Source organism: Hymenobacter terrestris, from assembly GCF_013377905.1.
Lineage (GTDB): Bacteria > Bacteroidota > Bacteroidia > Cytophagales > Hymenobacteraceae > Hymenobacter > Hymenobacter terrestris.
Window position 1 is genome coordinate 1 of sequence record NZ_JABKAV010000082.1, and the last position, 12,812, is coordinate 12,812.

At 58.7% G+C, this 12,812-nt stretch carries 10 protein-coding genes; 6 read left to right on the plus strand and 4 right to left on the minus strand.

Going from position 1 to position 12,812, the window contains the following annotated elements:
• The 6 genes from HW556_RS18560 to HW556_RS16640 form a co-directional block, all read left to right on the plus strand.
• On the plus strand, positions 1–295 hold a 295-nt coding region (locus tag HW556_RS18560), incomplete at its 5' end, for a hypothetical protein (RefSeq protein ID WP_218136955.1).
• Between the two features lie 237 nt (positions 296–532).
• A complete protein-coding gene (locus HW556_RS16620; RefSeq protein WP_176901246.1) occupies positions 533–2,014 on the plus strand; it encodes a sodium:solute symporter in 1,482 nt (493 codons plus the stop codon).
• A gap of 74 nt (positions 2,015–2,088) precedes the next feature.
• Entirely contained in the window at positions 2,089–2,568 is a 480-nt protein-coding gene (locus HW556_RS16625) for an energy transducer TonB (RefSeq protein ID WP_176901247.1), read from the plus strand.
• A gap of 126 nt (positions 2,569–2,694) precedes the next feature.
• Entirely contained in the window at positions 2,695–4,542 is a 1,848-nt protein-coding gene (locus HW556_RS16630) for an ABC transporter ATP-binding protein (RefSeq protein ID WP_176901248.1), read from the plus strand.
• Between the two features lie 12 nt (positions 4,543–4,554).
• Positions 4,555–5,088, plus strand: a complete 534-nt coding sequence (locus HW556_RS16635; RefSeq protein ID WP_176901249.1) for a hypothetical protein — start codon at positions 4,555–4,557, stop codon at positions 5,086–5,088.
• Between the two features lie 387 nt (positions 5,089–5,475).
• On the plus strand, positions 5,476–6,381 hold the full coding sequence (locus tag HW556_RS16640; protein ID WP_176901250.1) for a DUF2911 domain-containing protein: 906 nt from the start codon (positions 5,476–5,478) through the stop codon (positions 6,379–6,381).
• 91 nt (positions 6,382–6,472) lie between these two features.
• On the opposite strand, the gene HW556_RS16645 is transcribed toward HW556_RS16640, so the two are convergent.
• The 4 genes from HW556_RS16645 to HW556_RS16660 all read right to left on the minus strand — a co-directional run bounded on the left by HW556_RS16645 (position 6,473) and on the right by HW556_RS16660 (position 12,740).
• Positions 6,473–8,161 carry a sodium:solute symporter gene (locus HW556_RS16645; RefSeq protein ID WP_176901251.1) on the minus strand — a complete coding sequence of 563 codons (1,689 nt, stop codon included), beginning with the start codon at positions 8,159–8,161 and terminating at the stop codon, positions 6,473–6,475.
• Complete coding sequence (locus HW556_RS16650; protein WP_176901245.1) at positions 8,158–8,316, minus strand: hypothetical protein; 159 nt, start codon at positions 8,314–8,316, stop codon at positions 8,158–8,160. The genes HW556_RS16645 and HW556_RS16650 overlap by 4 nt, the downstream gene beginning before the upstream one ends.
• A gap of 117 nt (positions 8,317–8,433) precedes the next feature.
• Positions 8,434–9,726, minus strand: coding sequence for a PQQ-dependent sugar dehydrogenase (locus tag HW556_RS16655; RefSeq protein ID WP_246289700.1), 1,293 nt, complete (start codon positions 9,724–9,726; stop codon positions 8,434–8,436).
• 335 nt (positions 9,727–10,061) lie between these two features.
• Positions 10,062–12,740, minus strand: coding sequence for a PIG-L family deacetylase (locus HW556_RS16660; RefSeq protein WP_176901252.1), 2,679 nt, complete (start codon positions 12,738–12,740; stop codon positions 10,062–10,064).
• Between the last annotated feature and the right edge of the window lie 72 nt (positions 12,741–12,812).

The window sequence follows — 12,812 nt, forward strand, 5'->3', positions numbered from 1 at the left end:
TTCAATAAAACTAAAAAACCCATTCGTTAATAACGAAATTCTTAATAGTTACAAATCTATGCGGAAGCAAAATATAGAAGGCGACGGAAAACTTAACGGTGATTGGCAAATAGAATTAATGTTCGTTTTGAAGGATTCTAGTCGTATTCATTCTTTTATTTTTTGCAATAGCAATAATAGCTTAGTATTTATATCAGATAATTCGAAGAATAATTTTGATAATTTTAGCCTGAATGATTGTCTAGTAAATTCAGATATATCCAAAATAGTCATTAATGAAATTTCTAAAAGATAAAAATACAGTGTTCTTTCTACAGGCAGTAGTTATACCTGCCCGCCGTAGGCGAAATGCGGCTCTGGTGGGATTGGAAATGAGTTGCCCATATCCGGTTGCCAGTTTGTTCTGGCTTCCTCGGTAGTTGGCTGGTAGTTGGTAGCTTTGCTGATTCGTTTTATTTGGTTGTTTGGCTGTCAGTTGGTCCTTCTCATCTGCTAACTGACTGATAACCGGCAACTGACAACTGGCAACTGAATGTCTCCCACCCTTATTCTGAGTCTGATTGCGGGCTACTTTGTGGTCCTTATCATCATTGCCTACTTCACCTCGCGCGGGGCCACGAGCGAGTCGTTCTTCATTGCCAACCGCAACGCGCCCTGGTACATGGTGGCCTTTGCCATGATTGGCACCTCGCTTTCGGGCGTTACGTTCATCTCGATTCCGGGCATGGTGGCCGGGCAGGGCTGGAGCTACATGGCCGTGGTGCTGGGTTACACGGTGGGCTACCTCGTTATCGGCACCGTGCTTATGCCGCTGTATTATCGGCTGCGGCTGGTGAGTATTTACACCTATCTGGAGCAGCGGTTCGGCTTCTGGAGCTACAAAACGGGCGCGTTCTTCTTCCTGCTTTCGCGGGCCGTGGGCGCGGCATTCCGGGTGTTTCTGGTGGCCGGAGTGCTGCAGCTGGCCGTGTTCGATGGGCTGGGCGTGCCGTTTGCCGTTACCGTTACGGCCGCCATCTTCCTGATTTACCTCTACACCTTCCGCGGAGGCCTCAAAACCATCCTCTGGACCGATACTTTCCAAACCATGGCCATGCTGGTTTGCGTGGCCGTGAGCATCTACCTAATGGCCGATGAGCTCAACCTGGGCTTCGCCGGACTGGTGGAAACAGTGAAAGAAAGCTCCATGTCGCAGATTTATTTCTCCGACCCCAAAGACGACAAGTTCTTCTGGAAGCAGTTTGCCTCGGGTGCTTTCATCACCATTGTGATGACTGGCCTCGACCAGGATTTGATGCAGAAAAACCTGAGCTGCCGCAACCTGGCCGACGCCCAGAAAAACATGTTCTGGTTCACGATTGCCATTGTGCTCGTCAACATCTTCTTCCTCTCGCTCGGCGTGCTCCTCTACCAGTACGCCGCTGCCAAGGGCATTGCCCTGCCCGTCAACCCCGAAACCGGCGCCGTTATCGGCGACAGCGTGTTCCCGCTGCTGGCCACCAACCACTTCAGCCTGTTTGCGGGCGTGGTGTTCATTCTCGGCATCATTGCCGTCACCTACGCCTCGGCCGACTCAGCCCTGACGGCCCTGACCACCTCGTTTTGCGTAGATATGCTGACCATCAGCCAGTACGAGGAGAAAAAGCAGAAAAACATTCGCCAGCTCACGCACCTTGGCTTTTCGGTGGTGCTGATTGTGATTATCCTCATTTTCCGGGCCATCAACGACCAGAGCGTGATTACGGCTGTGTTCAAGGCCGCTGGTTACACTTACGGGCCGCTGCTAGGGCTGTACTCGTTCGGCATTTTTACCAGCCGCGGCCTGCACGACCGGCTGGTGCTGCCCCTGTGCCTGTTTACGCCGCTGCTTACGTGGTTTATCAACGCCAACTCCGAGCAGTGGTGGGACTATAAGTTCGGCTTCGAAATCCTGATTCTCAACGGGTTGCTTACCTTCTTGGGGCTATGGATGATTTCGCGCCCCCGCGACCTCAAATTGAACCCCGTTGCGTAAGGGTTGTTGTGGAAGGAAGGAGTAAGCGCGTGCTATTTTGTCATCCCGGGTCTTCGGCCTTCAACTGCCCTACCATGAAACAACTTTCCTTCATTTTGCTGCTTGTAACTTTGGGCTTTGGAGAGGCGTGGGCACAACAGCCAGTGCCGGCCAAAAAGCCCATCGAACTAAAGGCCGGACGTATGCAGGCCCAGGCGAAGCCCGCTGCTAACCGGCCCGATGTGCCGCCCCAGTTCCCGGGCGGAGCGAAGGGCCTGAACCAGTTTTTCCAGCAAAACCTAAAGTACCCGGAGGCCGCTGGCGTCAAGCAAATCAGCGGCCACGTGGTGATGACCTTTACGGTAGAAGCCGACGGACACCTGACCAACCCCTCGGTAGTGCAGCCCCTGAGCCCCGAGTGCGACACGGAGGCGCTACGGGTACTGGGCCAGATGCCAGCCTGGAAACCCGCCACCCGCAAGGGCCAGGCTATACCGATTCAGGTGCGCCTGCCCATTCCGTTCGGGGTTTCTGAGGGTCTGGAAGTAGAGCAGGGCAAACCGAAATTTGAATAATGAGAAGTTAGGATCTAGAAGCCGGGAGTTAGAATCTAAAAGACTGAGAGGCCGAAACACAGGCTTTCCTACTTCTTTCTTCTAGCTCCTGGCTTCTGATTCCTAACTTCTAGCTTCCCAAGAAAAATGGCCCGAAGTGGATTGAATAGCAGCGGCAGCGACCTGGCAACGGCCGAGCTGCCCAAACCGAAAGTAAACAAGGAGTCGCTCAAACGCAGCCTGCGGATTTTCCGCTACATGCTGCCTTACAAGGCCAAATTTATCGTGGGCCTGCTGATGCTGCTGCTGAGTAGCAGCACATTTATGGCCTTCCCGTGGCTGGCGGGCAAGCTGATTGGGGCGGCCAACCACGAGCCGCTGGTGCTCTCGAACGGCTGGGTGCTGGGTATTAATCAGATTGCGCTGTTGCTGTTTGGCATCATTGTTTTCCAGGGATTTTTCTCATTTGGGCGTATCTGGTTTTTCACGCAGGTGAGCGAGTTTACGGTACGCGACATTCGGCGGGCGCTCTACGGCAAGTTTGTGCAACTGCCCATTCCCTACTTCGAGCAGAACCGTGTGGGCGCTATCACCTCGCGTATTACCTCCGACGTGGCCCAGATTCAGGACACCTTTTCGCTGACCCTGGCCGAGCTATTCCGGCAGCTTTCCACAATGATTATCGGTATCACGGCCATCATGCTCGTGTCGGTGAAGCTGTCGTTGTTTATGCTGCTCACGTTTCCGCCCATCATTCTGGTGGCCGGACTGTTTGGGCGCAAAATCCGGGTACTGGCCCGCGAAACCCAGCTGGAGCTGGCCAACACCAACACCATCGTCGAGGAAACGCTGCAGGCCATCAACTCGGTGAAGGCTTTTACCAACGAGCGGTTTGAAACCAACCGCTACGGCACGGCCCTCGACCGGGTGGTGCGCACGGCCCTCAAGAGTAATTTGTACCGCGGCGGCTTCGTGTCGTTCATTATCATCGGCCTCACCGGCGGCATCATCCTCATTCTGTGGCGGGCGGCCACGCTGGTATATAACCCCGGCCCCGACCACCTCGAAGTAGGCCAGCTGCTCACGTTCCTGCTCTACACAGCCTTTATCGGAGCCTCCATTGCGGGCCTCGGTGAGATGTACGGCAAGGTGCAGAGCACGCTGGGCGCCTCCGAGCGCATCCTCGAAATTCTGGACGAAGCGCCCGAGCCCACCCACCACGAGCCTGCCACCGGCCTGGTACCCACCAGCATCGAGGGCGACATCCGCTACGAGCACGTCGCCTTTCGCTACCCCACCCGCCCCGATGTGCCGGTGCTCACCGACATTGACTTCCACATCGGTGCGGGCGAAAAAATTGCCCTCGTCGGCCCCAGCGGCGCCGGCAAAAGTACCATTGCGGGCCTGTTGATGCAGTTCTACTCCCTGAGCGGCGGCCAGATTACCATCGACGGCCACCCGGTGGCCGACTACGATCTGACAGCCCTGCGCCGCCAGATTGGCATTGTACCCCAGGAAACGCTGCTGTTTGGTGGCTCCATCCGCGAAAATATTGCCTATGGCCGCCCCGGCGCCACCGACGCCGAAATCATTGAGGCTGCCGAGCGGGCCAACGCTTACCGCTTCATCCAGGGTTTCCCCGAGGGCCTCGATACGCTGGTGGGCGAGCGGGGCATCAAGCTCTCGGGCGGGCAGCGCCAGCGTGTGGCCATTGCCCGCGCCATCCTTAAAAACCCCGCCATCCTCATTCTCGACGAAGCCACCTCTTCGCTCGACTCGGAAAGCGAGATGCTGGTGCAGGGCGCTATGGACGAGCTGATGCAGAACCGCACCAGCATCATCATCGCCCACCGCCTGAGCACCATCCGGAAAGTGGACAAAATCCTCGTTATTGACGGCGGCCGCATTGTGGAGCAAGGCACCCACGACGAGCTAAGCGAGCGGGAGGGCGGCCTGTACGCCAACCTGCTCCGCCTGCAGTTCGAGCTGACGTAGAAACTTCCGGCTATGCCCGCCCCGCCCTACAACCTGCCTGCCGTGCGCCTGTCGGCCGACGAGTTTGTGGCCGTGAACTTGCGGCTGTGGCGGGCGCGGCCGGCCACGCGCCGCCTGTACTGGCTGCTGAGTGCGGCTTTGCTGCTGCTGACAATTAGCGTGGGGCTGGACTTTTGGCAGAACGGCCGGCTGGGTAGCCCTTTCACGCTCATGTTCCTGGGCGTAGGCCTAGCCTATGGGGTGCTTCGGCTGGTGCTGGTGCGCTGGCAGTTGCGGCGCGGCTACCTGCGGCAGCAGGCGCTGCAGCATCCTGTCGACTTCACCCTGGGCGCCACCGAAATCATCGGCCGCAGTACGCTGGGCAAGTTTTCGGGGCAATGGAAGCTCATCCGGCGGGCCGTGTGGGTGGGGTCCGACTGGCTGCTACTCTATCCCACCACGGCGGCCTGCTACTACCTGGATATGCGCCGCCTGCAGGCCCCTGCTACCGCCGCTGATGTAGCCCGGTTGCTGGAGCACCACCAGATTCAGCAGCAACGGATTTGAGCGGTAGCAGTCTATCAGCCACTCCGGCTAAGCAACTGGCAGACTATAGATTCTGACAGATTTGATGGCAGGCCCTTACTATTCAGCGCCCCAGCTGATAACTATCGAAGCTGCTTGAAAACTCGTTAACACGAATGAGGCCGCCATGCTAAGCGTAGCCGAAGCATCTCCACTGCTTCTTTGCGCCATTCAGTAAAGCGGTAGAGATGCTTCGGCAAGCTCAGCATGACGGGCTTTTGGCTTTCTATACAGCTTCCTCAATCGATGGCGAAAAGCTCAACCTGTAACCTTCCGGGCAGCCGGTGGGTTGGCTGAGCGAGCGAACGAGTTTGGTTTGCTTATTTTTACTCTGAAAATACTCCACCTTCATCCCTGTTCCTGCTTCGTATGTCATTCTCCACCTCCCGCCCCTCCACTGCCCGGATTCCCGGCGCTACGTTGGTTCTCACCAGTTTGCTGCTCGGCGGCGGCGCGGCCCAGGCTCAGATCAGCACGCCCCAGCCCAGTCCTAAAAGCACCCTCATGCAGCGTGTGGGCCTCACCGATGTAACTATTACCTACTACCGGCCCAACCTGCGCAACCGCCTAGGCTTCGGCGACGCCGCCGACAAGAGCGTAGTTACCTATGGCCAGCGCTGGCGCACCGGAGCCAACAGCTCTACCACCATCAAATTTGCCGACGACATACTGGTAGAAGGCCAGAAAGTAGCCGCCGGTGAGTATGGTCTTTATACTATCCCCGGCAAAAACGAGTGGACCGTAGTGCTCAACAAGAGCACTAAAATGGGGGCCAACGTGGATGGCTTCAAGGACGATGAAAACGTGGCCAGCTTCAAGGTGAAGCCGATTAAGCTGAACGACAAGGTGGGAATCTTCACTATCGACCTCAGCGACTTTACCCCCGCCACCACCAACGTAGTGATGATGTGGGACCAGACGGCCGTAAAGTTCAAGCTCACGGCCGACGTGGAGCCCAAGGTAATGGCCCAGATCAACGAGAAGGTAGTTAACAACGCCAACCCTACCAACGGCGACCTGGCCGCGGCTGCCGTGTACTACCTCGACAACGACAAGGACCTCAAGCAGGCTCTGACGTGGATGCAGAAGGCCAACGCCAAGGACCCCAAGTTCTGGAACGTGCTCACGGAGGCCAAAATCCGAATGAAGATGAAGGACTACAAAGGCGCCGTTACGGCCGCCGAAATGTCGAAGAAACTAGCCACCGAAGCCAAGAACATGGACTACGTGAAGATGAACGACGAGCTGATTATGGAAGCCAAGAAGGCGAAATAAAAAGCTGTCAGCTTCCCGTTGTTAAGAACTCAAAAGCCCCGCCTGACAATTCAGGCGGGGCTTTTTGTTGATGAGAACATCAAGTTAATAACTAGTAGCTTTTGGCTAACAGCCTGTGGCCAACGCAGCCCGCCACCACCACGGCGCAGCCGATAATGTTGAACCATAGATAGCCGATATCGGTGGTAAAGAACAAACCAGCCACCACGATTTGGGCCACTACGGCGGCCCAGAACACGGTGCGGCCGTTAATGGATTTCAGGAAGAAAGCCACCATGAAAATGCCCAGAATGGTACCGTAGAAAAACGAGCCCAGGATATTAACAGCCTGAATCAGGTTTTCGAGGCGGGCGGCGAAGGTAGCGAAGGCAATACCTAACACGCCCCAGCCCACCGCTGCCCAGCGCGAAGCCGCCACGTAGTGCGCCTCGGTGCGGCCCGGCCGGCGCGGCCGGTACAAATCGACCACCGTGGTGGACGAAAGGGCGTTGAGGCCGGCGGCGGCCGAGCCCATGGCGGCGCTCAGCACCACGGCCACCAGTAGGCCCACAAGGCCCTGGGGCAGGTAGTTGAGCACGAAAGTCAGGAACACATAGTCGGTGTCTTTAGCCTCGGCCGAGGGAACGGCCTGCTTCATCAGTTTCTGGGCCCGTTCGCGCAGGCCCAGGTTGGCGGCCTGCACAGTTTGCAGGCGGGTTTCGGCGGCGGCAATGGCCGGCTGGTCGTCGGTCTTGAGGGCCGCCACCAGCTCGCCAGTGGCCTGGGCACGCGCCTTGAACAGCGTGGCGTGGGTGCGCTCCAGACCCCGCAGCTGGGGGCCGTACTGCTCGGAGTGGGCCACCTGCAGGTAAACCGGCCGGTTGAAGGTGAGCGGGGCCGGGTTGAACTGGTAGAACACGAACAGCAGCACGCCCAATAACAGAATCCCGAACTGCATCGGGATTTTGAGCAGGCCGTTCATCAGCAGCCCCAAGCGGCTTTCGGTGAGGTCGCGGCCGGCCAGGTAGCGCTGCACCTGGCTCTGGTCGGTGCCGAAGTACGAGAGGGCAAGAAACAGGCCGCCGGTAATGCCCGACCAGAAGTTGTAGCGGTCGTTGGGGTCGAAGTGAAAGTCAATCAGGTTGAGCTTGCCTTGGGAGCCGGCCACCCGCATGGCATCGGTGAAGCCCACGCCCGCGGGCAGATAGCGCACCAGCAGGTAGCCGGCAATCACCATGCCGGTGAAAATAACGGCCACCTGGGCCTGCTGCGTAACGGCCACGGCCTTGGTGCCGCCGCTCACGGTGTAGCCAATCATCAGCCCGCCAATCAGCCAGACGGTAAGCTGAATATTCCAGCCTAGAATGGCCGACAGCACCAGCGCCGGCGCGTACAGCGAAAGGCCGTTGCTTAGGCCCCGCTGCACCAGAAACAGCAGCGCCGTGAAGGTGCGCGTGCGCCTGTCGAAACGGCCTTCCAGATACTCGTAGGCCGTGTACACCTGCAGCCGGTGGTAAATAGGCACCGCAAACACCGCAATCAATACCATGGCCACCGGCAGGCCCAGGTAGAACTGGATGAAGCGCATGCCATCGTCGTAGGCCTGGCCGGGGGTGCTGATGAAGGTGATGGCCGAGGCCTGGGTGGCCATGATGCTGAGGCCCACCGCCCACCATGAGGCCGTGCGCCCGCCCAGCAGGTAATCGTCGAGGGAGGCGCCGGCGCGGCGGGTGCGCCAAGTGCCGTAGCCCACGATAAAGAGTAGCGTGCTGCCCAGAATCAGCCAGTCGAGCCCGCTCATGCAAACAACCGGGTCAGGTACACGAACAAGCCGATTTCGGCCCCCAGCGCCCCCAGCACCAGCCAGTACCAGGCCCGCCACGAAGGAAGCAGTGGCGGTTTATTATTGGGTTCAGTTGTGGGGACGGACACGGGCGGGATATTGGGAACTGGCAAAGTCGAAAGATAGGCGAAACCCGTGTCATCCTGAACGCTTTCCAGCTGTATCAGCCGATTTAGGCTGCCGCCACCACCGCCCCGATTTCAGATGCGTAGTTCAACGGTAGCCTCTACTTACGGCCTGGTACCCGACGCGGATGGGGTGATTTTCCACAGCTCCCCATTGTCCTCATCCGTGACGACGTACAGCGCCCCATCTGGTCCTTGCTTTACATCGCGCACGCGCTGCTTGCGGTCGGAAAGCAGACGTTCCTCGCCCGTTACGCGGCCGTTTTCCAGTTGCAGCCGCACCAAATTCCTGTCCTTGAGCGAACCCACGAAAAGGTTGCCCTGCCAGGTCGGGAAGGCACTACCGGAGTAGAATTGGGCTCCCGACGGAGCAATAACCGGGTCCCAATAATAAACAGGGTCCACGTAGCCTGGCTTGGTCGTAACAGAATTAGGGATGGGCTCGCCCGAATACTCCTCGCCAAACGTGACCAAGGGCCAGCCGTAGTTTTTGCCCCCCTCAATCCGGTTCAGTTCGTCGCCACCCTGCGGGCCCATGTCCACCGACCAAAGCTGACCTTGCGCATCGAAGGCCATGGACTGCACGTTGCGCTGGCCCACCGTCCAGATTTCGGGTAGGGCCCCGGCCTGCTTGGCAAACGGATTATCCGGGGCCGGCTTACCGTCGGGAGTAATGCGGAGCGTTTTACCCATGTGGCTGTTCATCTGCTGGGCCTGAGGGCGGATTTGTATATCCGAACGTTCACCCAAGCTCACATACAGCATGCCATCGGGCCCGAACGCCAGGCGGGAGCCAAAGTGCATGTCGCCATTATAAGCCGGTAACGCCTGAAAAATAACCTTCACCTGACTCACGCTGCGGCGGTCGGGCGAAAGCACACCTCTGGCTAAGCTCGTAGCATTGCCGGCGGCGCCGCGGGGCTCGGAAAAGGTCCAGTACAGCAGCTGGTCGGTAGCAAAGGTGGGGCTCAGGGCAACATCAAGCAGGCCGCCCTGACCGGTGGCGTACACCGCGGGCAGGCCCTTAATAGGCTCCCCAACCTGCCCTTGGGCCGATATTATGCGCAGCCGGCCGGGCCGCTCGGTAACCAGCAGGTCGCCGTTGGGCAGCGGCTCAACTGCCCATGGATGCTCCAGCCCTTTGGCCAGCACAACCACATCGAATGTCGCCGCCGAAGTAATGGCGCAGGCCCGGGTTTGGTCGGGAGTGGTGGGGCGCTGGCTGGGCACCTTGGCCTGCCGGGTTTCTAGGGGCGAGCAGCCGGCCTGGCCCGAAGCCTGCCCGGGACTTTCCGTGCCGGAAGACTGCACGCCCGCCTGCTGGCCAGATTGTTGGCAGCCGGCCATGAGGCCAGCCAGCAAAAGGGTGGTTACGCTAATGAGTGGGCGACTATCCATGAGAAGTTAGGTTACAGTTGATAAGCTGGTGCCTTAACGGTCGGCCAGCCAAATGAGGAAGAACAGCTTACCCGAAAAGTTATCTGGCCTCGAAAGTTGCTGGTTTACCCCTACGCTTCATATCGATAATCGTTTCTGCCGCTATTCAGGCCGCTCCTGAAACGCCGGGCTCCTGCACTCAGTGTTTTGGGGAGGAACGGGACCTGCACTACGATAGCCTGGCCCGAGTGGCCGGCCTGCTGTCAGGCAGGATTGCCGCCCGATGCTGGTCAGATTCATCAGAACACTTCCTTCTATTCTCTACGCATCTCTCCACGAGAAAACGCGGCAAACTCCTACTTCCCCAACGACACCATGTTGGTCAGCAGCCGGTAGGCGCCGGGCACGCCGGCGGGCAACTCGCGAAAGAAGCTCAGGCCGGTGTAGATATAGTGGCCCTTGCCGTAATCGGCCACCAGAATGGCGCTTTCCTTGGCTGTTTCGCCGGGGTCGGAGCTGCTGATAACGGTCTGGTAGCGGGGGTCCCACTTGGCGGGGTAGTACAGACCCTGCTCCTGCTCCCAACCAGTAAAATCGGCGGGCGTGATGCGGTTGGGCGTGTTGAGCAGCGGCTGTTTGGGATTGAGCAGCGTGACGGGCGCGCCTTCCACCGTTACCCGGTCGCGGCCCAGGGTGAGTGGGTAGGGGCCGATTTCGGGCAGCACCGTGCCGCGGTTCACTACGTATTGTACCACCACGTTGCCCCCGTTCTCGACGTATTTCAGCAGGGCTGGTTGGCGGGTTTTCAGCTGCTCGACGGTGTTATAGGCCCGGATGCCGAGCACCACGGCGTCGAAGCGGCGCAGGTTGGTTTCGGTGAGGTCGTCGGGCTTGAGCAACGTAACGGTGTAGCCAATCTGGCGCAGGGCCTCAGGCACTTCGTCGCCGGCCCCCATCAGGTAGCCGATTTGCTGGCCCTTGCGCTTGAGGTCGAGGTTGACGAGCGGGGCGGTGGCTTCGGGAAACAGGGTTTGGGTCGGGATGTGGTCGTAGGCAATTACCTGGTAGCCGCGCGAATACGCCTGGCCCTCCACGGTGGCCACGGCCCGCAGCTCGGTTTTGCCTTCTTTGGCCCCCGCACCCGGCCGCACCTGAAACTGCACGGTCTGCTCGCCATCCTTGGCGGCGAGGTCGAAGGGGTAGCTTGCCGGCTCCGACTGCCAGCCGGCGGGCAGCGTGAGGGCCACGCTGCCTTTCACGCCCGCCTTGCCCGCCCTCACCGTTACGGGCACCGTTTTGGGCTGCTGGTCGGCAAATACGAAAGCCTGCCCGCCGATATTCACCATCACCGGCGGCACCACCGTCAGCGGCTCGTAGATTTCGCCCCGTACGGGGTCGGTGTGCTTGTATTGGACGGGGACAGCGAAATCTAAAAATTCCTCTTCCACAGTGATGTAGAAATGCATATCAGCAACGGCGGGATTTTGTGGATGACCGACCAACATTTGCTTTCCATAGACAATATCACCTTTACTTAAAGTAACAGTCGTATAAGGGTCAGTATAATTGGTGCGCTTCCCATCCAGTCCGAAGGCATTCGTAATAAACCTATTATGCTTGAGTCGACTCTGAAAAAGAACATATTTATCGGGAAGAGAATACATCCCTACGGTGCCAGAATTCAGAAGCCAATAAGGCTGTGTAGTACCCATACCAACTGTGGGTTCGATGGTTGTCTTTCCGGTTAATAGTTGCCCTGGTATCAGGGCTTTATCAATTGCTGAATCAGTAACAGCGTAAGCGGTCGACCGAACCCGCAGCAACTTTGCACGCACATTCGAAGGGCTTAATAATTGCCAATTGATTTCCACTGGCTGATTCATAGCAACAGTTGTGGAAGTAGCGGTTGCTTCTAGGTGAAGCCCCATGCAAGCCTGAATAAGTGCATCTACCTGCTGTCTTTTTCCGAAGAGCCAAGACATAGCGCTGGTATTACCTATGTTATTACCATTACTAATAGGGTTTCCAAAACTTTTTCTGACAGCTATCAGTCCCGCCACACTAGCACTCGGATTCGCCGCGTCGTAATTCCGAATCACCTCGTCCACCAGCTTGCCCACGGCCGCGCCGCCGGGCACCCGGTTCCAGGTCAGGTCCACGCCATCGAACAGGTCGGTTTTGGCGGGTGCGCCTTTCAGGAGCTGGAAATACTCCGGGGCCTCGCCGCGCTGGGCGCTGCTGCCGAAGCCCTGGCTTTTATGGTTGGTGCGGCTCTCGGCGGCAATTTCGCCGTAGCTACGGCCCAGTAGTGGGTTGTAGCCGCCGGCATCGAGCTGGAAATACTGGCTCATATCCTCGCCCGCCTTCACGAAGAAGCTACCCGTGTTCCAGAGCAGGCGCTTGGCCTGCCAGGGCTGCACAAACTTCAACTGCTCGGGGAAACGCTTGGGGTCGGCAGCGGCATCGAAGGCCTCGATGGCCAGCATGGCGCTGGCCGTGTGGTGGCCGTGGCCGGCGCGGGCGTCGGGCGGGAAGCGGGTTATCATCACGTCGGGCCGGCGCTGGCGAATCACCCAGACCATATCGGCCAGCACCTGCTCCTTGTCCCAGATGGTGAAGGTTTCAGCGGCCGTTTTCGAGAAGCCGAAATCGTTAGCGCGGGTGAAGAACTGCCGGCCGCCATCGACGCGGCGGGCCGCCAGCAGCTCCTGGGTCCTGATCACGCCCAGGCCCTCGCGCAGCTCGGGGCCGACGAGGTTCTGGCCGCCGTCGCCGCGGGTGCAGCTCAGGTAGCCGGTTTCCACGAGGCGGCCGTTGGCCAGGTAGGCAATCAGGCGGGTGTTCTCATCGTCGGGGTGGGCGGCGATGTAGAGGGCCGAGCCCAGCACGTTGAGCTTTTTCAGCCCCAGCAGAATCTCGGACGACGAGTACGTCTTGGGAGCCTGGGCCTGGGCTTCGCCAATTAAGAAGGAGCAAGTAGTAATGAGCAACGCCAGCAACAGGGTGGCGGCGCGGAGGGGTTGGCGAAGGATCATCGGGGGCGGAAAACGGGGGCGTAGGCGGTAAAGATACGGGCCGAACGACGTAGGGGCGGGGCGTTGGCCCCC